General features: G+C 72.0%; 21 protein-coding genes. 11 read left to right on the top strand and 10 right to left on the bottom strand.

Translation table 11 applies throughout. The annotated features are described in order from the left end of the window. Positions 1 to 63: 63 nt before the first annotated feature. The 4 genes from POF43_RS02075 to POF43_RS02060 all read right to left on the bottom strand — a co-directional run bounded on the left by POF43_RS02075 (position 64) and on the right by POF43_RS02060 (position 2559). A complete protein-coding gene (locus tag POF43_RS02075) occupies positions 64 to 639 on the bottom strand; it encodes a TerD family protein (protein WP_271321995.1) in 576 nt (191 codons plus the stop codon). A 142-nt stretch (positions 640 to 781) separates the two neighbouring features. Beyond that, positions 782 to 1357 (bottom strand): TerD family protein, encoded by a 576-nt coding sequence (locus POF43_RS02070; RefSeq protein ID WP_271312644.1) that lies wholly within the window; start codon positions 1355 to 1357, stop codon positions 782 to 784. A gap of 146 nt (positions 1358 to 1503) precedes the next feature. Further along, positions 1504 to 1962, bottom strand: coding sequence for a peroxiredoxin (locus tag POF43_RS02065; RefSeq protein WP_271321994.1), 459 nt, complete (start codon positions 1960 to 1962; stop codon positions 1504 to 1506). Between the two features lie 156 nt (positions 1963 to 2118). Further along, positions 2119 to 2559, bottom strand: coding sequence for a DUF3052 domain-containing protein (locus POF43_RS02060; RefSeq protein ID WP_271312646.1), 441 nt, complete (start codon positions 2557 to 2559; stop codon positions 2119 to 2121). A 422-nt stretch (positions 2560 to 2981) separates the two neighbouring features. Here POF43_RS02060 and aceE point away from each other — a divergent pair, with 422 nt between their 5' ends. Continuing rightward, on the top strand, positions 2982 to 5714 hold the full coding sequence (gene aceE / locus POF43_RS02055; protein WP_271321993.1) for a pyruvate dehydrogenase (acetyl-transferring), homodimeric type: 2733 nt from the start codon (positions 2982 to 2984) through the stop codon (positions 5712 to 5714). Positions 5715 to 5879: 165 nt separating this feature from the next. Here the strand turns inward: aceE and POF43_RS02050 are convergent, their stop codons facing one another. Continuing rightward, the gene (locus tag POF43_RS02050) at positions 5880 to 6164 is read right to left on the bottom strand and encodes a small hydrophobic protein (protein ID WP_271312648.1); all 285 of its coding nucleotides are present in this window, start codon (positions 6162 to 6164) and stop codon (positions 5880 to 5882) included. Positions 6165 to 6255: 91 nt separating this feature from the next. Continuing rightward, positions 6256 to 7851, bottom strand: a complete 1596-nt coding sequence (locus POF43_RS02045) for an MFS transporter (RefSeq protein ID WP_271321992.1) — start codon at positions 7849 to 7851, stop codon at positions 6256 to 6258. Between the two features lie 105 nt (positions 7852 to 7956). On the opposite strand from POF43_RS02045, the gene POF43_RS02040 reads away from it, so the two are divergent. The 3 genes from POF43_RS02040 (at position 7957) to POF43_RS02030 (ending at position 10443) form a co-directional block, all read left to right on the top strand. Continuing rightward, the gene (locus tag POF43_RS02040; protein WP_271312650.1) at positions 7957 to 8628 is read left to right on the top strand and encodes a TetR family transcriptional regulator; all 672 of its coding nucleotides are present in this window, start codon (positions 7957 to 7959) and stop codon (positions 8626 to 8628) included. Between the two features lie 157 nt (positions 8629 to 8785). After that, positions 8786 to 10054 (top strand): alpha/beta hydrolase, encoded by a 1269-nt coding sequence (locus POF43_RS02035; RefSeq protein ID WP_271321991.1) that lies wholly within the window; start codon positions 8786 to 8788, stop codon positions 10052 to 10054. 26 nt (positions 10055 to 10080) lie between these two features. Beyond that, entirely contained in the window at positions 10081 to 10443 is a 363-nt protein-coding gene (locus POF43_RS02030; RefSeq protein WP_282698453.1) for an MmcQ/YjbR family DNA-binding protein, read from the top strand. Between the two features lie 22 nt (positions 10444 to 10465). Here POF43_RS02030 and POF43_RS02025 read toward each other — a convergent pair whose 3' ends face one another. Both POF43_RS02025 and POF43_RS02020 read right to left on the bottom strand, forming a co-directional pair. Next, a complete protein-coding gene (locus tag POF43_RS02025; RefSeq protein ID WP_271312653.1) occupies positions 10466 to 11491 on the bottom strand; it encodes an aldo/keto reductase in 1026 nt (341 codons plus the stop codon). A gap of 7 nt (positions 11492 to 11498) precedes the next feature. Next, complete coding sequence (locus POF43_RS02020; protein ID WP_271312654.1) at positions 11499 to 11969, bottom strand: MerR family transcriptional regulator; 471 nt, start codon at positions 11967 to 11969, stop codon at positions 11499 to 11501. Between the two features lie 134 nt (positions 11970 to 12103). On the opposite strand from POF43_RS02020, the gene POF43_RS02015 reads away from it, so the two are divergent. The 7 genes from POF43_RS02015 to fabF all read left to right on the top strand — a co-directional run bounded on the left by POF43_RS02015 (position 12104) and on the right by fabF (position 18735). Next, the gene (locus POF43_RS02015; protein WP_271312655.1) at positions 12104 to 12916 is read left to right on the top strand and encodes a serine hydrolase domain-containing protein; all 813 of its coding nucleotides are present in this window, start codon (positions 12104 to 12106) and stop codon (positions 12914 to 12916) included. Between the two features lie 2 nt (positions 12917 to 12918). After that, positions 12919 to 13608: a pirin family protein gene (locus POF43_RS02010; protein ID WP_271321990.1), complete on the top strand. Its 690-nt coding sequence runs from the start codon at positions 12919 to 12921 to the stop codon at positions 13606 to 13608. Between the two features lie 113 nt (positions 13609 to 13721). Further along, positions 13722 to 14906, top strand: a complete 1185-nt coding sequence (locus tag POF43_RS02005) for a PucR family transcriptional regulator (RefSeq protein ID WP_271312657.1) — start codon at positions 13722 to 13724, stop codon at positions 14904 to 14906. A 101-nt stretch (positions 14907 to 15007) separates the two neighbouring features. Further along, on the top strand, positions 15008 to 16000 hold the full coding sequence (locus POF43_RS02000; RefSeq protein ID WP_271321989.1) for an ACP S-malonyltransferase: 993 nt from the start codon (positions 15008 to 15010) through the stop codon (positions 15998 to 16000). Positions 16001 to 16019: 19 nt separating this feature from the next. After that, positions 16020 to 17033, top strand: a complete 1014-nt coding sequence (locus POF43_RS01995) for a ketoacyl-ACP synthase III (protein WP_271312659.1) — start codon at positions 16020 to 16022, stop codon at positions 17031 to 17033. Positions 17034 to 17115: 82 nt separating this feature from the next. Then, the gene (locus tag POF43_RS01990; protein ID WP_271312660.1) at positions 17116 to 17370 is read left to right on the top strand and encodes an acyl carrier protein; all 255 of its coding nucleotides are present in this window, start codon (positions 17116 to 17118) and stop codon (positions 17368 to 17370) included. Between the two features lie 102 nt (positions 17371 to 17472). Next, positions 17473 to 18735, top strand: a complete 1263-nt coding sequence (gene fabF, locus POF43_RS01985) for a beta-ketoacyl-ACP synthase II (RefSeq protein WP_271312661.1) — start codon at positions 17473 to 17475, stop codon at positions 18733 to 18735. 86 nt (positions 18736 to 18821) lie between these two features. Here the strand turns inward: fabF and POF43_RS01980 are convergent, their stop codons facing one another. Both POF43_RS01980 and POF43_RS01975 read right to left on the bottom strand, forming a co-directional pair. Then, complete coding sequence (locus POF43_RS01980) at positions 18822 to 19697, bottom strand: NAD(P)-dependent oxidoreductase (RefSeq protein WP_271312662.1); 876 nt, start codon at positions 19695 to 19697, stop codon at positions 18822 to 18824. A 526-nt stretch (positions 19698 to 20223) separates the two neighbouring features. Beyond that, positions 20224 to 20718 carry a DUF3145 domain-containing protein gene (locus POF43_RS01975; protein ID WP_271312663.1) on the bottom strand — a complete coding sequence of 165 codons (495 nt, stop codon included), beginning with the start codon at positions 20716 to 20718 and terminating at the stop codon, positions 20224 to 20226. Positions 20719 to 21009: the final 291 nt, after the last annotated feature.

Here is a 21009-nt window from a genome sequence, read left to right as displayed (position 1 = left end):
CTGATTACGTTCCCATGACCCCTGGGAAACCTCAGGGGCGCACCCCGCAGCGACCGCGCGCCGTCAGGAGACGTTGACGCCGAAGTCGAGGGCTATGCCGCGCAGTCCGGAGGCGTACCCCTGGCCCACCGCACGGAACTTCCACTCGCCGTTGTAGCGGTACAGCTCGCCGAAGATCATCGCGGTCTCGGTGGAGGCGTCCTCGGACAGGTCGTAGCGGGCGAGTTCGGACTCGTCGGCCTGGTTGACGACCCGGATGTAGGCGTTGCTGACCTGGCCGAAGGTCTGGGCGCGGGTCTCGGCGTCGTAGATGGAGACCGGGAAGACGATCTTGTCGACCCGCTCGGGGACCGCGGTGAGGTCGACGATGACCGTCTCGTCGTCGCCGCCGGTGCCGCCGACCAGCTCGTCGCCGGTGTGCTCGACCGAGCCCTCCGGGCTCTTGAGGTTGTTGTAGAAGATGAAGTACTCATCCCCCAGCACCCGCCCGGCGGCGCACAGCATGGCGCTGGCGTCCAGGTCGAACTCGGCGCCGGTGGTGGAGCGGGCCTCCCAGCCCAGGCCGATCATGACGTGCGTCAGATTCGGCGCTGCCTTGCTGAGGGAGACGTTGCCCCCCTTGGCGAGCGTGACACCCATGACTGCTTCCTCCCCGGTGGTGCGTGGAACGTGCTCGTGCCCGGCGCCACGTCCGCCTACGCCTGCGGCGCCGCACGCCAGAGACGTTACGCGGCGCCGCGGGGGCGGAGAAGGCGTCGGGCGGGGCCGGGCGCCGGCCGACTCAGACGTTGACGCCGAAGTCCTGGGCGATGCCGCGCAGGCCCGAGGCGTAGCCCTGGCCGATGGCGCGGAACTTCCACTCGGCGCCGTGCCGGTACAGCTCGCCGAAGACCATGGCGGTCTCGGTGGAGGCGTCCTCGGTCAGGTCGTAGCGGGCCAGCTCGTTGCCGTCGGCGCGGTTGACGACCCGGATGTAGGCGTTGCGGATCTGGCCGAAGCTCTGCTGGCGGGTCTCGGCCTCGTAGATCGAGACCGGGAAGACGATCTTGGCGATCTCGCCGGGGACCGAGGTGAGGTTGACGTTGATCACCTCGTCGTCGCCCTCACCCTCACCGGTGAGGTTGTCACCGGTGTGCTCGACGGAGCCGTCGGGGCTGGTGAGGTTGTTGAAGAACACGAAGTGCTGGTCGGACAGGACCTTGCCGTCCTCGCCGGTCAGCAGGGCGCTGGCGTCCAGGTCGAAGTCGCTGCCGGTGGTGGTGCGCGCGTCCCAGCCCAGGCCCACGTGGACCTCGGTGAGATTCGGCGCCTCCTTCGTCAGCGAGACGTTGCCACCCTTGCTGAGGCTGACTCCCACGGTTCCTCCCACGGTCTCGGGGAACGTCACCGGTGCGCCCCCGCGGTACGTATGACGTCTCGTGACGCCGACGCCACGATCCTAATGACCGCTTCCCCGCGAACGCGGCAGCGATGCCTCGCGCCGCGGGGAACGGCCGGGGCGGCTCAGAGGTCGCCGAGCGCCTTGACGTAGTCGTTGAGGTCGCGGGCGTCCGGGATGGCGTTGACGACGCTCCAGCGGACCACGCCCTCCTTGTCGATGACGAAGGTGCCGCGCACCGCGCAGCCCTTGTCCTCGTCGAAGACGCCGAAGGCGCGGGAGGCCGCACCGTGCGGCCAGAAGTCGGAGAGCAGCGGGTAGTCCAGGCCCTCGCGCTCGGCGAATACGCGCAGCGCGAACGGGGAGTCGTTGGAGACGGCCAGCAGCTGGACGTCGTCGTTGACGAACTTCGGCAGCTCGTCGCGCAGGGCGCACAGCTCGCCGGTGCACACCCCGGTGAAGGCGAAGGGGTAGAAGAGCAGGACGACGTGCTTCTCGCCGCGGAAGTCGGAGAGCTTGACGGTCTCGCCGTGCTGGCTCTTCAGCTCGAATTCCGGGGCCTTGGTGCCGACCTCGATGGCCATGCGGGGGTGTCCCTTCGACGGGGGCGGTCAGGTCGGTGCCAGTGTGTCACCACCCCTTGGCGCCGGGTACACGGCCCCGGGCGCGGCAGACCCCCGCCGGGCACAGGGCCCGCCGGGGGTACGCCGGAGATATCGGATGTGGGGGGTTGCCGCGTCTCAGCGCTTGCCGGACTTGGCGGTCTTCGGGGTGACGAGGCGGGTGCCCGACCAGTCCTTCGCAGCGCTGATGCTGCTGGTCTGGGCCAGGCCGGAGGTGGCCGACGCCTCACCGATGTCACTCGGTTCGACATAGCCGTCACGGCCGGTCTTCGGCGTCATCAGCCAGACGAAGGCACCGTCGTCGATCATCGTGGTGGCGTCCACCAGCGCGTCGGTCAGGTCGCCGTCCTCGTCACGGAACCACAGCAGTACCGCGTCGGCCACGTCGTCGTAGTCCTCGTCGACGAGTTCGGTACCGGTGAGCTCCTCAATGGCCTCACGCAGTTCCTCGTCGGCGTCGTCGTCGTAACCGATCTCCTGGACCACCTGTCCGGGCTGGAATCCCAACCGGCTCGCCGGGTTGGTCCGCTCCTCCGCGTGGTCCGCGGTCGCGCTCACGGATTGCCTCCTGTCTTGGGGTGTCTTCTTCGGCCCCGCGTGACGCGGGACCGTGGCCGTAGTCCACACGGACCGGGCGGATCGCGCAAGTACCGGGCTGCCGAGATCGCCGAAACGATGACTATTGGGGCGCTGCCGCCCCAACGGACCCGACAGCCTGTGACCTGGGTCACGGGCAATTTTACCCATTTGCCGCGCGCTGACCCTACCGAGGGTATCCCGGGTTGGGCCGACCGTGCCGGGCTCCCTCGGGAGCCGCCCCACAGGGGCGTAAAGTTGCCAGGTGGCCCACCCCGTCCCCGGCCCGACGTGTATCACGCAGTGGTGGTTACCGCACGGTAGAGATGACGGATCTCGGACCGGCGGTACACGATGGAGGCGGCGCGACACAAAAGAGCAAGACCTATCAGCGAAGGAACAGCGTGGCTTCCGGATCAGATCGCAACCCGATCATCATTGGCGGCCTTCCCAGCCAGGTCCCGGACTTTGATCCCGAGGAAACGGCGGAATGGCTCGACTCGCTCGACGCGGCCATCGACGAGCGCGGCCGCGAGCGCGCCCGCTACCTGATGCTCCGCCTCATCGAGCGGGCCCGCGAGAAGCGCGTCGCGGTCCCCGAAATGCGCAGCACGGACTACGTCAACACCATCGCCACCAAGGACGAGCCGTTCTTCCCCGGCAACGAGGAGATCGAGCGCAAGATCCTCAACGCGACCCGGTGGAACGCGGCGGTCATGGTCTCCCGCGCCCAGCGTCCCGGCATCGGGGTCGGCGGCCACATCGCCACCTTCGCCTCCTCGGCCTCGCTGTACGACGTGGGCTTCAACCACTTCTTCCGCGGCAAGGACGACGGCAAGGGCGGTGACCAGATCTTCTTCCAGGGTCACGCCTCCCCGGGCATCTACGCCCGCGCCTACCTGCTGGACCGGCTCAGCGAGCAGCAGCTGGACGCGTTCCGCCAGGAGAAGTCGAAGGCGCCCTACGGCCTGTCCAGCTACCCGCACCCGCGGCTGATGCCGGACTTCTGGGAGTTCCCGACCGTCTCCATGGGCCTCGGCCCGCTCGGCGCGATCTACCAGGCGCGGATGAACCGCTACCTGACCGCGCGCGGCATCGCCGACACCGAGGACAGCCACGTGTGGGCGTTCCTGGGCGACGGCGAGATGGACGAGCCGGAGTCGCTCGGCCAGCTGTCGCTGGCCTCCCGCGAGGGCCTGGACAACCTGACGTTCGTCGTCAACTGCAACCTCCAGCGGCTCGACGGCCCGGTGCGCGGCAACGGCAAGATCATCCAGGAGCTGGAGTCGCAGTTCCGCGGCGCCGGCTGGAACGTGATCAAGCTGGTGTGGGACCGCAGCTGGGACCCGCTGCTGGCCCAGGACCGCGACGGCGTGCTGGTCAACAAGCTCAACGCCACCCCGGACGGGCAGTTCCAGACGTACGCCACCGAGACCGGCTCGTACATCCGCGAGCACTTCTTCGGCGGCGACCACCGGCTGCGCGCCATGGTCGAGGGGATGTCCGACGACCAGGTGCTGCACCTGGGCCGCGGCGGCCACGACCACCGCAAGATCTTCGCGGCGTACAAGGCGGCCAAGGAGCACAAGGGCCAGCCGACGGTCATCCTGGCGCAGACGGTCAAGGGCTGGACCCTCGGGCCGAACTTCGAGGGCCGCAACGCGACCCACCAGATGAAGAAGCTCACGGTCGAGGACCTCAAGAGGTTCCGCGACCGCCTGCACCTGCCGATCGCGGACAAGGAGCTGGAGGGCGGCTCGCCGCCGTACTTCCACCCGGGCCGCGACTCGGAGGAGATCCAGTACATGCACGACCGGCGCAAGGAGCACCACGGCTACGTGCCGAGCCGGATCGTGCGGGCCAAGCCGCTGGCGCTGCCGGACGAGAAGGCCTACGCGTCGGTGAAGAAGGGCTCCGGGCACCAGTCGATCGCCACCACGATGGCGTTCGTGCGGTTGCTGAAGGACCTGATGCGGGACAAGGAGATCGGCAAGCGCTTCGTGCCGATCGCGCCGGACGAGTACCGCACGTTCGGCATGGACTCGCTCTTCCCGTCGGCGAAGATCTACAACCCGCTGGGCCAGACGTACGAGTCGGTCGACCGCGAGCTGCTGCTGGCGTACAAGGAGTCGCCGAACGGGCAGATGCTGCACGACGGCATCTCCGAGGCCGGCTGCACCGCGTCGCTGATCGCGGCGGGCTCGTCGTACGCCACGCACGGTGAGCCGCTGATCCCGGTCTACGTCTTCTACTCGATGTTCGGGTTCCAGCGCACCGGTGACCAGTTCTGGCAGATGGGTGACCAGCTGGCGCGCGGCTTCGTGCTGGGCGCCACCGCGGGCCGCACCACGCTGACCGGTGAGGGCCTGCAGCACGCGGACGGCCACTCGCAGCTGCTGGCGTCGACCAACCCGGCGTGCGTGGCCTACGACCCGGCGTTCGGGTTCGAGATCGCGCACATCGTGCAGGACGGCCTGCGCCGGATGTACGGCGAGGACAGTGAGGACGTCTTCTACTACCTCACCGTCTACAACGAGCCGATCCAGCACCCGGCCGAGCCGGAGGCGGTGGACGCCGAAGGCATCCTCAAGGGCCTGTACCGCTACCAGGAGGGCCGTGCGGGGGCGATCCCGGCGCAGATCCTGGCGTCCGGTGTCGCGGTGCCGTGGGCGCTGGAGGCGCAGCGCCTGCTCGCCGAGGAGTGGAACGTGCGGGCCGACGTGTGGTCGGCGACCTCCTGGAACGAGCTGCGCCGCGAGGCGGTCGACGTCGAGCGGCACAACCTGCTGCACCCGGAGGAGGAGCAGCGCGTGCCGTACGTGACGACGAAGCTCCAGGGCAGCGAGGGGCCGTTCGTGGCGGTCTCGGACTGGATGCGGTCGGTACCGGACCAGATCGCGCGCTGGGTGCCGGGCACCTGGCAGTCGCTGGGCGCCGACGGGTTCGGTTTCGCCGACACCCGCGGTGGCGCGCGCCGGTTCTTCCACATCGACGCGCAGTCGGTGGTGCTGGCGGTGCTGACCGAGCTGTCCAAGGAGGGCAAGGTGGACCGGTCGGTGCTCAAGCAGGCGATCGACCGCTACCAGCTGCTCGACGTCACCGCGGCCGACCCGGGCGCGGCGGGCGGCGACGCGTGACGCGTACCGCCTGCGGTGTGACCGTCTGACGGTGTCCTGCGGTATGACCGTCTGACAGTGTGACGGGCCAGGCGCCCGTACGAAGCGGCCCCCGTCCCGGGTTCTCCCGGGCGGGGGCCGCGTCGGTTCTGCGGGGGGTCGCCGCAGAAGTCCGGCGCCCGCGGCCTACAGCAGCCCGGTGCGGCCGGCTCCGGCGAGGGCCACCAAGGACAGCAGCAGGTCGAGGGCGCCCAGCACGACCGCCACCAGGGCGGCCACGTGGCGCGACCCGGTCCACCGCCGGCCCATGGCGAACCAGCCGGCCACCATGGCGACCGGGCCCAGCAGGATGCCAAAGGTGAAGAAGCCGGCGACCGCGCAGATGATCCCGATGATGCCCAGCGTGTCCGGGTCGATCCGGTCGACCGGGTTGCCGCCCGTCCCGCGTCCGCTGTGTCCAAAGCCCGCCATGTCTGCCTCCATAAGGTCGTCCAACGGCCTCGACGCGGCGTCTACCCCCGCACGGCGGTGATATGTCGGACGATCAGCCCGCCGGGTGGCGTCAGATGTGCGCGCCGCCGGGGGCCGCGTCGGCGTTGGCGCCGCGCTTGGTGAAGACGGCGACGACCGCGGCGACGGCGGCGACCGCGGCGGCGACGCCGAAGGACAGCGTCATGCCGGAGACGAAGGTGTGGTGGGCGACGCCGGTGATGAGCCGGGCGGCGGCCGGGGTGGTGTTCGGCGGCACCGGGGCGACACCGACGGAGACCGCGCCGGAGGCCTGGGCCTGCTGGGCGGCGGACATCGCGGGCAGGTGGGCGGCGGCCCAGTTGTGCGGCAGGAGGTGGTCGACCCGGGCGGCCATGATCGCGCCGAGGACGGCGGTGCCCAGGCTGCCGCCGACCTGCATGGCGGACTGCTGGAGTCCGCCGGCCACTCCGGCCAGTTCCAGCGGGGCGTTGCCGACGATGACCTCGGTGGCGCCCACCATGACCGGGGCGAGGCCGAGGCCGAGCAGCGCGAACCACAGGCAGGTGACGCCGCTGCCGGTGTCCGGGGTGAGCTGGGACATGCCGATCATGGCGACGGTGGTGAACAGCATGCCGCCGACCAGCGGGATGCGCGGGCCCCACCGGGTGATGAGCATGCCGGCGACCGGCGATCCGACGATCATCATGCCGGTGAGCGGCAGCAGGTGGACGCCGCTGGAGACCGGGCTGAAGCCGTGCACGTTCTGCAGGTAGAAGGTGACGAAGAACAGCCCGCCCATGAAGGCGAAGGCCATCAGCACCATCAGCACGGTGCCGGCGGTCAGCGGCACGGAGCGGAACAGGCCCAGCGGGATGAGCGGTTCGGCCGACCGGGTCTCCCAGAAGCCGAAGGCCGCGAAGAGCACGACCGCGCCGATGAGGAACATCAGGGTGCCGGCGTCGCCCCAGCCCCACGCGGGGGCCTTGATCAGGCCCCAGATCAGGCAGAACATCGCGCTGGACAGCAGGACGATGCCGGGGATGTCGAAGGAGCGCGGCGCGTTCGCGGCGCGCTGGTCCTTCAGCACCAGCAGGCCGAAGACCAGGGCGATCGCGCCGACGGGGACGTTGATGTAGAAGACCGACTGCCAGTTGGCGTGCTCGACCAGCAGGCCGCCGATGATCGGGCCGGCCGCGGTGGAGGCGCCGATGACCGCGCCCCAGATGCCGATGGCGGTGTTGAGCTTCTCCGCCGGGAAGGTGGCGCGCAGCAGGCCGAGGGCGGCGGGTTGCAGCAGGGCGCCGAACAGGCCCTGGAAGACGCGCAGCGCGATGACGGCGGTGACGCCGTGGGACAGTCCGATCAGGCCGGAGGTGAGCGCGAAGCCGGCGATGCCGATCAGGAACGTCTGGCGGTGGCCGAACAGGTCGCCGAGCTTGCCGGCGGTTATCAGGGTGACGGCGAGCGCGAGCAGGTAGCCGTTCGTGATCCACTGCACGTCGGCGAGCGAGGCGTGCAGGTGTTCCTGGATGGCCGGGTTCGCGACCGCGACGATGGTGGCGTCCAGCGCCACCATCATCACGCCGATCGCTACCGAGAAGAGAGTGAGCCAGGGGTGGCCGCGCAGCGGGGAGCGGGGCTTGGTCCCGTCCGGGGCGCGGTCGGCGATGGTGGAGGCTTGGGTCATGCGGGGAGTTTATGTCAGTCGCTGACAATTGACTAACATGTTCACTTGCCGGTCACTGACAGATGTGTCACACACAGCGGGTGGCGCACAGGGAGAAGAGAGGCCATGACCAACACCGTTCCAGGCGCCGGGAGACGCGCTCCGTCCTGCGTCACCGGCCTGCGCGAACGCAAGAAGCAGCGCACCCGGGGCGCACTGGCCCGCGCCGCGATGGAGCTGTTCACCACCCAGGGGTACGAGGCCACCACCGTCGACGCCATCGCGGACCGGGTCGACGTCTCGCAGCGCACGTTCTTCCGGTACTTCGCCGGCAAGGAGGACGCGGCCTTCGTGGTGGACGAGATCGTCGAGGAGCACTACGTGGCGGCGGTGCGGGACCGCCCGGCGCACGAGGCGCCGATGGAGGCGCTGCGCGGCGCGATCCGCGAGACCTGGCAGGAGTTGTTCGCGGCCGTCCACGAACTCGTACCGGCCGAACTGCACATGCGGATGTACCAGGTGGTGGAGTCCACCCCGGCGCTGCTGGCCGTCCGGCTGCGCCGCCAGGCCCAGTTGGAGCAGCGCATCACCGAGGTGGTCGCCCGCCGGGAGGGCCTCGACCCGCGCACCGACCTGCGCCCGCAGGTGCTGGTGGCCGCCTTCAGCGGGGTGGTGCGCACCGCCTCGCAGGCCTGGGGGCAGCACGCGGACGTCAGTCCGGAGACGATGCGCCGCAGTCTGGAGCGGCATCTCGCGGTTTTCGGACCCGAACTGCTCGGCGGCTGGCGGGCTTCGTGACGCGGCCTTGACAGCGGGGTAAATTACCCCACATGTTGTCAAAATTGGACAGCGAGCGGTGATTTCGCGCCAGCCAGGCACCGTTCACGAGCGAGCAAACGTGACGTACGTCACCGGATTCACGACCTCCCACGAAAGTCTCCTATCGTGGCCAGCGGTGAATCTCTTCGACGAGCGCGTTGGCGCTCCCCCCTCCCCGCGTTCCCTCGGCTGGTACTGGCTGCGCGTCATAGCGCAGGACCTGACCTCGCCGGGGCGAGCCGCGCTGGCCGTGATGGTGGTCTTCGTCCTGCTCGCCACGAGCGGCTGGACGGCCATGCGCCACCAAAGACCTCCCCAGGACCCGCGGGCCGCCGCGGTCTCCGCCTGGCTGCACGGATCGGTGGCCGGCCGCCGGCTGCCCAACCCCGACCACAGCACGGCCGGCGCCGTGGGCAGGTTCTTCGCCGGGCTGACCGCCACCCAGCGCCGCCGGCTCGCCGACCGCTACCCGCTGGTGGTCGGCAACCTGGCCGGCGCCCCGGTGACCCTGCGCTACCGGGCCAACCGCACCGCCCTGCGGCAGGCGCGGACCGACGAGCTGCACCGCTCGCACGCGGTCGACCTCACCCAGGACGGCCGGGTCAGCGCGCTGAAGCTCGCCGACCGGTACGCCGACCTGGCCGCCCCCGGACGGCAGATCCTGGCCTTCGACCCCAGCGGCCAGGGCCGGGTCGCCGAGGTCTTCGGCGACCTCGACACCGCCCGCCGCACCGCGATCGTGGTGCCGGGGGTGGACACCGACGTCATGACGTTCGAAAAGAGCGTCAAGCCGTACTCCACCCCGGACGGCATGGCCCGGGCGCTGTACGCCTCCGAGCACGACGCCGCCCCGCACGGCGGGTACGCCACCATCGCCTGGGCGGACTACACCGCGCCGGTGGGCATCGGCCTGGACGCCTCCATCGGCACGATGGCCGAGGCCGGCGCGGTCCGGCTCAACACCCTGGTGCGCTCGCTGCCGGCCCGCACCAGCGTCCAGCTGTTCTGCCACTCCTACGGCTCGGTGCTGTGCGGGGTGGGCGCCGCCCGGCTGCCGCAGCGGAAGGTCACCGACATCGCGGTCTACGGCAGCCCCGGCATGCGGGCCCGCGACGTCGCCGCGCTGCACACCAGCGCCCGGGTGTGGGCCGCCCGCGACGCCACCGACTGGATCCAGGACGTGCCGTACGTGGAGGTGGCCGGCGTCGGCCACGGCGCCGACCCGGTCTCCCCCGCCTTCGGCGCCCGGATCATCTCGGCGGCCGGCGCCCAGCAGCACACCGGCTACTTCGCCGCCGGCACCGAGAGCCTGCGCAACTTCACCCGGATAGCGCTGGGCCGGTACGCCGCGGTGCGGTGCGCGTCCGACGACGCGGACTGCGCGGCGGGCACGAGCACGGCCTGACGGAGCGTTGGAGGCAGCGACCAGTGGTGAGCTACGAGGAGTTCCTGGCGGCGGGCCTGGCGCTGCCGTCGGCCGAGGAACGCGTCACCTGGGGCAGCGACCACACCCTGCGGGTCAACGACAAGATGTTCGCGGTCGGCTCGCCCGGCTCGGCGCACGTGACGGTGAAGGCGGCCAAGGAGGAGCAGGCCGAACTCCTGGCCGCCGACCCCCTGACGTTCTCCGTGGCGCCCTACGTCGGCCGGTTCGGCTGGGTGCGCGTCGCGCTGGAGCGGATCGGCCCCGACGAGCTGCGCGAGCTGCTGACCGAGGCCTGGCGCTCCACCGCGCCCAAACGGCTGGTCCGTGCCTTCGACGCCGCCGGGCCGAAGGACGCCGGGCGGGGCTGAGCGGCGCCCGCCCGGCGTGCGGTCAGCTCTTCTCGCGGGCCGCCGAGGTGCTGGACATGTCCGGGTAGCGGTCGCCCGCCACCTGGCCGGCCAGCGGCTCCAGCAGCGCCAGTTCGGCGGCGGTCAGGGTGATCCGGCTCGCCGCGGTGTTCTCCAGCAGCCGCGAGCGCTTGCGGGTGCCCGGGATCGGCACGACCGCGCTCAGGCCGTGGACCCGGCCGCGGCTGTGCACCCAGGCCAGCGCGATCTGCGCCGCGGTGGCGTCGTGCGCGGCGGCGATGTCGCGCAGCGGCTGGAGCAGCGCGCCGTTGGCCTTGGCGTTCTCACCGGTGAACCGCGGCTGGAAGCGGCGGAAGTCGTTCGCGGCGAGTTCGGAGCCGGCATCGGCGAACGACCCGGTCAGGAAGCCGCGGCCGAGCGGGGAGTACGGCACCAGGGCGACGCCCAGCTCGGCGGCGGCGCCGACCGCGGAGATCTCCACGTCCCGGCTGAAGACCGACCACTCCGACTGGAGCGCGGCGATCGGGTGCACGGCGTGCGCCTCGCGCAGTTCCTCGCCGGTGACCTCCGACAGGCCCAGGTGGCGCACCTTGCCGGCCGCCACCAGCTCCGCCATCGCGCCGACCGCGTCGGCCAGCGGCACCGAGGGGTCGCGGCGGTGCATGTAGTACAGGTCGATGACGTCGGTGCCCAGCCGCTTCAGGCTGGCGTCGACGGCCTGGCGGATGTACGCCGGGTCGTTGCCGATGCCGCGGTAGTGCGGGTCGTCGGCCTTGCGCTTGATGCCGAACTTGGTGGCCAGCGTGATCGCGTCGCGGTGCGCGGCGACGAACGGCGCCAGGAACTCCTCGTTGGCGCCGCTGCCGTAGATGTCGGCGGTGTCGAACAGCGTGACGCCGGCCTCCAGCGCCGCTTCGAGGGTGTCGCGCGCGGCGGCCTCGTCGGTGTCCCCGTAGAACTCGCTGATGCCCATGCAGCCCAGGCCCTGCACGCCGACCGGCGGGCCGTCGGTGCCGAGCGGGACGGTGGCGATCTTCTCGGTGGTCATGAAGTGATCAGTGCCTCTCCGGCGCCGGTTCGGCACCAGCGTAGAAATCGATCTTGAAGTCGAGGACGCCCAGGGTGTCACGCAGTTCGGCGACCCGGCGCCGGACGTCCTCGCGGTGCGCGACGAGCAGTTCGAGCCGCTCGCGGTAGGTGTGCCCGCCCTCGCGGACGAGTTCGGCGTACCGGACCATGTCGGCCACCGGCATGCCGGTCAGCCGCAGCTTGGCGACGAAGTCCAGCCAGTCCAGGTCCTGGTCGCTGTAGCGGCGCTGGCCGGTGTGCGTGCGGTCGATGTGCGGCATCAGGCCGATCCGCTCGTACCAGCGCAGAGTGTGCGCGCTCAGGCCGGTGTAGGCGACGACTTCACTGATGGTGTATTGGTCCCGCGCCTGCGGCCGGGGCCGGCCGATGGTCGCCCGCACCGGCTTGGGGACCGTGCGGGCGCGGCCCGTGGCGCCCGGTGTGTCGGTGACCGTCATGCGCTACCGCCTTCCCTGCCGTCCAGCCGGCGTCTCCACGCTAAATACCTTGAGCGCACTCTAGGCAAGCCGGCCCCGCCGCCGTGGCCGGGCGGCGACCTGCGGCCCGGCCGGTGCCGATACGCTCGGCGGTCATGGAGAGCTTGCGCCTGATGCAGGAGTGGCCGGTCACCACCACCGCGGCGGCGGTGGTGCGGGCCGACGGGACGGTGGCCGGATCGCACGGCCCGGTCACCCACCGCTTCGCCCTGGCGTCGGTCACCAAGCCGCTGACCGCCTACGCGGTGCTGGTGGCCGTCGAGGAGGGCGCCGTCGAGCTCGACGAGCCGGCCGGCCCGGAGGGCTCGACGGTGCGGCACCTGCTGGCGCACGCCAGCGGGCTGTCCTTCGACGACGACCGGGTGATGGCCAAGCCCGCCGACCGGCGGCTGTACTCCAACACCGGGTTCGAGGTGCTGGCCGACCACGTGGAGCGGGCCACCGAGATACCGTTCACCGCCTACCTGCGCGAGGCGGTGCTCGAACCGCTGGGGATGCGCGACAGCGAGCTGGCCGGCTCGCCGGCCTCCGGCGCGGTCTCCACCGTCGCCGACCTGACCCGGTTCGCCGCCGAACTGCTCGCCCCCCGGCTGATCGCGCCGGCCACCCACGCCGAGGCGACCTCGGTGGCCTTCCCCGGCCTGCGCGGCGTACTGCCCGGCTACGGCAACCAGCCCACCAACGACTGGGGGCTGGGCTTCGAGATCCGCGACTCCAAGTCCCCGCACTGGACCGGCGGTTCGTCCTCCCCGGCGACCTTCGGCCACTTCGGCCAGTCCGGCACCTTCCTGTGGGCCGACCCGGTCGCCGGCGCCGCCTGCGTCTGCCTGACCGACCGCGACTTCGGCCCCTGGGCGCTGCCGCTGTGGCCGAAGCTGACCGACGCGGTGCTCGCGGAACTGCGGTAGCCGTGATCGACGTCACCCGCGCCGGCCGGCGCCACCACGGCGGCGACCCGCCGGCCGGGATCACCACCCGCCACGCGTTCTCCTTCGGCGGCCACTACGACCCCGGCAACCTGCGGCACGGCCCGCTGACCGCCTGCAACGAGGAGTGGCTCGCGCCGGGCGCCGGGTTCGCCGAGCACACCCACCGCGAGGTCGAGATCGTCACCTGGGTCCTGGAGGGCGCCCTGGAACACCGTGACGACGCCGGCCACCACACGGTCGTCCCGGCCGGCAGCGGCCAGTGGCTGAGCGCCGGCGCCGCGGTACGGCACACCGAGGCCAACGCCGACGCCGGCCGGCCGTGCCGCTTCGTGCAGATGTGGCTGGAGCCCGCCCGCACCGGCGGCCCGGCCGCGCACGGCACCTTCGGCCCGGACGGCCCGCCGGTCCGCCCGCCGCGGCTGCCCGGCGCCACGCTCACCGTCGCCCGCGAGCGGCTCGCGGTGCCGGCGGCCCCGTTCGGCTACCTGCACGTGCTGGGCGGCGCCGTCCGGCTGGGCGGCACCGGGCCGGACGGCACCCTCCCCGACGGCCCCCGGCTCGAACCCGGCGACGCCGCCCGGCTGACCGGCGCCGAGGAGCTGACGGCCGAGCCGGACGCGCCGGACACCGCCTACCTGCTGTGGTCGCTGCCCGCCGCGGCCCGGCCGTAGCGCACGGCGATCCGGTGTCCAGTCACTGGGCCGGGCGGCGCGCCGCACCGGCGATGAGGCAGGCTTGTCCTGTGCCCGAATCGACTCCGTCCAAGCCAACGCCACCCACACCGATGGCGGACGCCGCCGCACTGAAGGGGCATCCGCACAGCGCGACGCTGCGCAGGCTGGAGAAGTCCTCCGGCCGGCTGTCGGCGGCGGCGATCGCCCGGATGGACGAGCAGCTGTCCTGGTACCGGGCCATGCCGCCGGAGAACCGGTCGTGGATCGGCCTGGTGGCCCAGGCGGGCATCGCGGCGTTCACCGAGTGGTTCCGCCACCCGGAGGCGCCGCAGGCGATCAGCACCGACGTCTTCGGCACCGCGCCGCGCGAGCTGACCCGGGCGATCTCGCTGCGCCAGACGGTGGAGATGGTGCGCACCACCATCGAGGTCGTCGAGGCGGCCATCGACGAGGTCGCGGCCCCCGGCGACGAGTCGATACTGCGCGAGGCCCTGCTGGTCTACGCCCGGGAGATCGCGTTCGCCACCGCGCAGGTCTACGCGCAGGCCGCCGAGGCACGCGGCGCCTGGGACGCCCGGCTGGAGTCGCTGGTGGTCAACGCGGTGCTGTCCGGCGAGGCGGACGAGGGCGTGCTGTCCCGGGCCGCCGCGCTCGGCTGGCGGTCGCCCGACCAGGTGGCCGTGGTGCTCGGCACCGCGCCGGACGGCGACAGCGAGCTGACGGTGGAGGCGATCCGCCGGGCCGCCCGGCACGCCAGGCTCCAGGTGCTGACCGGGGTGCTCGGTACCCGGCTGGTCGTGGTGGCCGGCGGCTCCGGCGACCCGCTGCGGGCCGCGAAGGACCTCATCGGACCGTTCGCGGCCGGCCCGGTGGTGGCCGGCCCGGTGGTCGGCGACCTGCTGGCGGCCGGCCGGTCCGCGCAGGCCGCGGCGGCCGGACTGCGGGCCTGCGCGGCCTGGCCGGACGCGCCGCGCCCGGTGCTGGCGGACGACCTGCTGCCCGAACGGGCGATGGCGGGAGATCCGGCGGCCCGCGAGCAGTTGGTGGAGGAGATCTACAGACCGCTGGAAGAGGCCGGGTCGGCGCTGCTGGAGACGCTGAGCGTCTATCTGGAGCAGGCGTCCTCGCTGGAGGGCGCCGCGCGGATGCTCTTCGTCCACCCCAACACCGTGCGCTACCGGCTGCGACGTGTGACCGACGTCACCGGATGGTCGCCCTCCGACGTGCGCTCCGCCTTCACCCTGCGGATCGCCCTGATCCTCGGACGGCTCTCCCCGGGCACCTCCCCGCGCTGACCGTTCACCGCGCGCTTTGTGGGACACCGACAAAGCACCCGACCTTTCTTGGTCCCTGTCCCCGGGGGCGGTGAGCACCTCGCGCGAGAGAGAGTTGGAAGGTGCTCGTACTCGTAGCTCCCGGCCAGGGTGCCCAGGCTCCTGGCTTCCTCAACCCCTGGCTCGAACTCCCGGGCGTGGCCGACCGGTTGCACTGGTGGTCGGCGGTCGCCGGCCTGGACCTGGTCCACTACGGCACCGAGGCGACGGCGGAGGAGATCCGCGACACCGCGGTCGCCCAGCCGCTGCTGGTGGCCGCGGGACTGGTCAGCTCCGGCGTGCTCTTCCCCGACGACGGACAGGCGCGCGGCGCGATCGGCGCGGTGGCCGGCCACAGTGTCGGTGAGATCACCGCCGCCGTGGTCGCCGGCGTGCTCAGCGCCGAGTCGGCGATGGCGCTGGTGCGCCGGCGCGGCCAGGCGATGGCCGAGGCCGCCGCGGTGACCGAGACCGGCATGTCCGCGGTGCTCGGCGGGGACCCCGAGGAGGTGCTCGCCGGACTGGCCGAGCTGGGCCTGACCCCGGCCAACACCAACGGCGCCGGCCAGATCGTGGCGGCCGGCACCACCGAGCAGCTGGCGGCGCTGGCCGCCGCGCGGCCCGGCGGCGCCCGGGTGATCGCCTTGAAGGTGGCCGGCGCGTTCCACACCGAGCACATGACCCCGGCGGTCGCCGCCCTCCAGGCGCTCGTGCCGGCCGTCCCGGTGGCCGAGCCGGCGCTGCGCTACATCTCCAACGCCGACGGCCAGGTGGTCGGCGGCGGCAAGGAGATCGTGCGGCGGCTGGTCGACCAGGTCGCCAACCCGGTGCGCTGGGACCTGTGCATGGAGACGTTCGCCGAGCTGGGCGTCACCGCGATGATCGAGGTTTCGCCGGCGGGTACCCTGGTGGGACTGGCCAAGCGCGCCCTGAAGGGTGTCAGGACGCTCGCGCTCAAGACGCCGGCCGACATCGAAACGGCCCGCGAGATCGTCGCGGAGCACGGTGGTGACCTCACCGGTTCCGGGGACGGCCCGGTCGCGCCCGGTCCGTCGCAGCCCGTTCCGGCCGAATAACCTGAGGAGTCCCACCGCAATGACCGCGAAGATCAAGCCGGGCCAGGGCGCCGCGTACGCGCGGATCCTCGGTGTCGGCGGCTACCGCCCGACCCGCGTGGTGCCGAACGAGGAGATCCTCCAGCACATCGACTCCTCCGACGAGTGGATCCGGTCGCGTTCCGGCATCGCCACCCGGCACTGGGCGAACGAGGACGAGACGGTCGCCGAGATGTCGGTCGCCGCGGCCGGCAAGGCGATCGCCAACGCGGGCATCGACGCCGCCGAGGTCGGCGGCGTCATCATCGCGACCGTCTCGCACTTCAAGCAGACCCCGGCCATCGCCACCGAGATCGCCCACCGGATCGGCGCCGGCAAGCCCGCCGCGTTCGACATCTCGGCCGGCTGCGCGGGCTTCACCTACGGCCTGACGCTGGCCAAGGGCATGATCACCGAGGGTTCGGCCCGCTACGTCGTGGTCATCGGCGTCGAGCGGCTCAGCGACCTGACCGACCTGGAGGACCGGGCGACCGCGTTCCTGTTCGGCGACGGCGCCGGGGCGGTCGTGGTCGGCCCGTCCGACGAGCCGGCCATCGGCCCCACCGTGTGGGGCTCGGAGGGCGACAAGGCCGACATCATCACCCAGACCGTCTCGTGGGAGGCCTACCGCGAGCGCGGCGCCGCCACCGACGTGCGCTTCCCGGCCATCACCCAGGAGGGCCAGGCGGTCTTCCGCTGGGCCGTCTACGAGATGGCCAAGGTCGCCCAGCAGGCGCTGGACGCGGCCGGCGTCACCGCCGACCAGCTCGACGCGTTCATCCCGCACCAGGCCAACATGCGGATCATCGACTCCATGATCAAGGCGCTCGGCCTGCCGGAGCACGTCGCGGTGGCCCGGGACATCGCCACCGCCGGCAACACCTCGTCGGCGTCCATCCCGCTGGCCATGGAGCAGCTGCTCGCCTCCGGCCAGGCCAAGAGCGGCGACACCGCCCTGGTCATCGGGTTCGGCGCGGGCCTGGTCTACGCGGCCTCCGTCGTCACCCTCCCCTGATACCAACGGCCGCGCCGCCCTTACGCGGACCGGCCGTTACCGCCAACGCAACACACCGCACCATCACCGAAGGAGCGCCGTCATGGCCGCCAACACCAAGGAAGAGATCCTCACCGGTCTCGCCGAGATCGTCAACGAAATCGCGGGCATCCCGACCGAGGACGTCGAGCTGGACAAGTCCTTCACCGACGACCTGGACGTCGACTCGCTGTCCATGGTCGAGGTCGTCGTCGCGGCCGAGGAGCGCTTCAGCGTGAAGATCCCGGACGACGACGTCAAGAACCTCAAGACCGTCGGCGACGCGGTCAGCTACATCCTGGAGCACCAGGAGGACTGAGGGACCGCCATCCCTCGGTGACCTCAGGTCGACGCGTCGTCGCCACCCAGTGAGCGTGGCCCGCGTTGCCTTCACCCTCGATACGTGGAGACAAGAATTCCTGTGAACGCGACCAATCACACCGTGGTCGTCACCGGTATCGGCGCAACCACACCCCTGGGTGGCGACAGCGCATCGACCTGGGAGGGCCTGCTCGCGGGCCGCTCCGGCGTGGGACACCTCACGGAGGACTGGGCGGCCCAGCTGCCGGTCCGGATCGCGGCGCGCGTCGCCGTCGAACCCGAAGAGGTCATTCCGCGGCCGCGGGCCCGCAAGATGGACCGCTCGGCGCAGTTCGCGCTGATCGCGGCCCTGGAGGCGTGGGCCGACGCCGGCTTCACCGGCAAGGCCGGCGAGGAGGGCTCGGTGGCCCCCGAACGGCTGGGCACCGTCGTGGCCTCCGGCATCGGCGGCGTGACCACACTGCTGGGCCAGTACGACGTCCTGCGCGACCAGGGCGTCCGCAAGGTCTCGCCGCACACCGTGCCGATGCTGATGCCCAACAGCCCGTCGGCCAACGTCGGGATCGAGTTCAACGCCCGGGCCGGCGTGCACACCCCGGTGAGCGCCTGCGCCTCCGGCAACGAGGCCATCGGCTACGCGGTCGAGATGATCCGCACCGGCCGGGCCGACGTCGTGGTGGCCGGCGGCACCGAGGCGGCGATCCACCCGCTGCCGATCGCCGCGTTCGCCAACATGATGGCGATGTCGAAGAACAACGACGACCCGCAGGGCGCCTCACGGCCGTTCGACGTCGACCGCAACGGCTTCGTGCTGGGCGAGGGCGCCGGCATCGTCGTGCTGGAGTCGGCCGAGCACGCCGCCGCGCGCGGGGCCCGGGTGTACTGCGAGGCGGTCGGCCAGGGCCTGTCGGCCGACGCCCACCACATCGTGCAGCCCGAGCCGACCGGCCGGGGCATCTCCGCCGCGCTGACCAACCTGCTGGCGCTGACCGACCTCAAGCCCGCCGAGGTCGTCCACGTCAACGCGCACGCCACCTCGACCCCGCAGGGTGACGTGGCGGAGGTCAAGGCGCTGCGCGGGGTGTTCGGTGACGACGTCGACCACATGGCCATCTCGGCGACCAAGTCGATGACCGGCCACCTGCTGGGCGGCGCCGGCGGCATCGAGACGGTTGCGAGCGTCCTCGCGCTGTACCACCGCGTCGCACCGCCGACCATCAACGTCGACAACCTCGACCCGGCCATCGACGCCGACGTCGTCCTCGACAAGCCGCGCGAACTGCCCGCCGGCCCGATCGCGGCGCTGAACAACTCGTTCGGCTTCGGCGGCCACAACGTCGTGCTCGCCTTCCGCACGATCTGATCCGCCCACACGTCCCCGAGGCCCCGGCCGCCGTCACGCGGCCGGGGCCTCGGGCTTCGCGGTGCCGGCCCCGGGCGGTCGCGGTGTCAGTCGTCGAAGCTGGCGAGATACGTGGCGACGGCGTCCTTGTCGCCGTGCCCCTGCTCCACGGCCCGGGCGAACCGCCGGGCGGACGCCTCGGCCACGTCCAGCCGCACCCCGCAGCGCTCCGCCGCCCCGGCGATCAGCCGGGCGTCCTTCGCCGCGCCGGACAGCGGGAAACTGGCGGTCCAGTCCTCGGCCAGCACCGCCTTCGCCTTCATCCGCAGGTACGGCGAGTCCAGGCTGCCGCCCTCCAGCAGCCCAAGGAACTCCCCGGGATCCACGCCGAGCCCCCGGGCCAGCGCGAGCGCCTCCGCGGTGCCGTTGATGATGGACAGCACCCAGCTGTTGACGACCAGCTTCAGCCGGCTGGCGGCGGCCTCGGCCGGGTCGTCGCCCAGCCACACCGTGCGCTGCCCGATCGCGTCGAAGACCAGCTCGGCGACCGGCCTGGCCTCCCGCGGCCCGGCCGCCAGCACCTGCAACTGCCCCTGCTCGGCCGGCGCCCTGGTGCCCAGCACCGGCGCGTCGACCAGGTGGACGCCGGCCTCGGTGGCGAGCGCGGCCAGCGGCGCCAGGCCCTCCGGGCCGACCGTGCTCGACTGCACCCAGACCGCGCCCGGCCGCAGCTGGGGCGCGGCGGACCGGACCGCCTCCAGCACGGCGGGACCGTCCAGCATCATCGTGAGGACGGCATCCGCGTCCCGGACCGCGTCCGCCGGGTCCTCGGCGATCCGGGCCCCGTCGGCGACGAGCGGCTCGGCCCGCGCCCGGGTGCGGTTCCAGACGGTGACGTGGTGACCGGCCTTGAGGAGGTTGCGGGCCATCGCGGCACCCATGACTCCGGTCCCGAGGACCGCTACGGTGATCTTCTGCGTCATGCGCTCACGCTACGTGCCGTGGTGCCGGAGCGTCCGACGGCACCCGGGGTGAGAGGCCGGTCGCGCGGAGGCGTACCGATCCGGTCGGACACCGGTAGCGCGGGCGCGTACGGCCCGGGCGGCGGAACCGCCCCGCGCCTGCGGCGCGCTCCGGCGTCCGTCGCGTCCGCGTGTCGTCCGTCTGTGCGTCAGGCCACCGCGCACTCCGTGGACTTCGGCGGCTCCGGCGGCCAAGCCATCCGCTCGTGCGTCAGACCACACCCCTGAACACGTGATCTTCCTGCTCACGGACTCCGCGGACACCCTCGCTGCGCTCCGGCGGCCACTGCGCCCGCTCGTGCGTCAGACCACACCCCTGAACACGTGATCTTCCTGCTCACGGACTCCGCGGACGCCCTCGCTGCGCTCCGGCGGCCACTGCGCCCGCTCGTGCGTCAGACCACACCCCTCAACGCGTGATCTTCCTGCTCACGGACTCCGCGGACGCCCTCGCTGCGCTCCGGCGGCCACTGCGCCCGCTCGTGCGTCAGACCACTTGGTGCAGCCATCTCACCGGTGCGCCCTCGCCCGCATAGCGGAAGGACTCCAGTTCGTCGTCCCAGGGCTTGCCCAGGAGCTTGGCGACTTCGGCCTCCAGGTCGGCCTCGCCGCCGCGGGCTCTCGCGAGGGCGGCGCGCAGGCGGTCCTCGGGGATGAGGATGTCGCCGTGCAGGCCGGTGACGGCGTGGAAGATACCGAGTTCGGGGGTGCTGCTGTAGCGCTCGCCCTCGGCGTTGGCGGTGGGTTCCGAGGTCACCTCGAACCGCAGCATGTTCCAGCCGCGCAGCGCGGACGCCAGTTTGGACGCCGTGCCGGCCTCACCGTGCCAGGACACCTCCGCACGCCAGGTTCCGGGCGCGGCGGGTTGCCTGATCCAGTCGAGGCTGACGCGCACACCCAGTACGCCCGCCACCGCCCACTCGACGTGCGGGCACAGCGCGCGTGGTGCGGAGTGCACGAACAGAACTCCACGTGTCGTCACCGGGACCTCCAGTGTGGGACGAGGTTCGCCTTCCCCAGCGGCCTCGCGTCCCCTCTCGGCGATCCGGGACGTCGCTCATTCTGCACCATTTTTACCAAACGGGACAAGATCTGATCGTTCGTTGGCAACCTTCGTCCGATCACCTCCTGTCCCCTGACGGCGGGTCGAAACAGGCCCGCGCCGGTGTCCGTGGTGGGCACACCTGTCAGGGCAAAGCTACCGTGCGCGGTGCCCGGCGGGACGACGTACCGGTGGGCCCGGAGGCGGGCGATCGGCTCAACCCGGCCGGTC

It is taken from the genome of Streptantibioticus silvisoli (assembly GCF_027947535.2).
Classification (GTDB): Bacteria; Actinomycetota; Actinomycetes; order Streptomycetales; family Streptomycetaceae; genus Streptantibioticus_C; species Streptantibioticus_C silvisoli.
The sequence above is the reverse complement of the archived record's forward strand: the minus strand, read 5'-3'. Positions and strand labels throughout refer to the sequence as shown.

Excerpts from the sequence above, each read along its gene's own strand:
- POF43_RS02075 (WP_271321995.1), bottom strand. The coding sequence starts at position 639 with ATGGGTGTCACGCTCGCCAAGGGGGGCAACGTCTCCCTCAGCAAGGCA.
- POF43_RS02065 (WP_271321994.1), bottom strand. The coding sequence starts at position 1,962 with ATGGCCATCGAGGTCGGCACCAAGGCCCCGGAATTCGAGCTGAAGAGC.
- POF43_RS02050 (WP_271312648.1), bottom strand. The coding sequence starts at position 6,164 with ATGGCGGGCTTTGGACACAGCGGACGCGGGACGGGCGGCAACCCGGTC.
- POF43_RS02045 (WP_271321992.1), bottom strand. The coding sequence starts at position 7,851 with ATGACCCAAGCCTCCACCATCGCCGACCGCGCCCCGGACGGGACCAAG.
- POF43_RS02040 (WP_271312650.1), top strand. The coding sequence starts at position 7,957 with ATGACCAACACCGTTCCAGGCGCCGGGAGACGCGCTCCGTCCTGCGTC.
- POF43_RS02025 (WP_271312653.1), bottom strand. The coding sequence starts at position 11,491 with ATGACCACCGAGAAGATCGCCACCGTCCCGCTCGGCACCGACGGCCCG.
- POF43_RS02020 (WP_271312654.1), bottom strand. The coding sequence starts at position 11,969 with ATGACGGTCACCGACACACCGGGCGCCACGGGCCGCGCCCGCACGGTC.
- POF43_RS02015 (WP_271312655.1), top strand. The coding sequence starts at position 12,104 with ATGGAGAGCTTGCGCCTGATGCAGGAGTGGCCGGTCACCACCACCGCG.
- POF43_RS02005 (WP_271312657.1), top strand. The coding sequence starts at position 13,722 with ATGGCGGACGCCGCCGCACTGAAGGGGCATCCGCACAGCGCGACGCTG.
- POF43_RS01995 (WP_271312659.1), top strand. The coding sequence starts at position 16,020 with ATGACCGCGAAGATCAAGCCGGGCCAGGGCGCCGCGTACGCGCGGATC.
- POF43_RS01990 (WP_271312660.1), top strand. The coding sequence starts at position 17,116 with ATGGCCGCCAACACCAAGGAAGAGATCCTCACCGGTCTCGCCGAGATC.
- POF43_RS01980 (WP_271312662.1), bottom strand. The coding sequence starts at position 19,697 with ATGACGCAGAAGATCACCGTAGCGGTCCTCGGGACCGGAGTCATGGGT.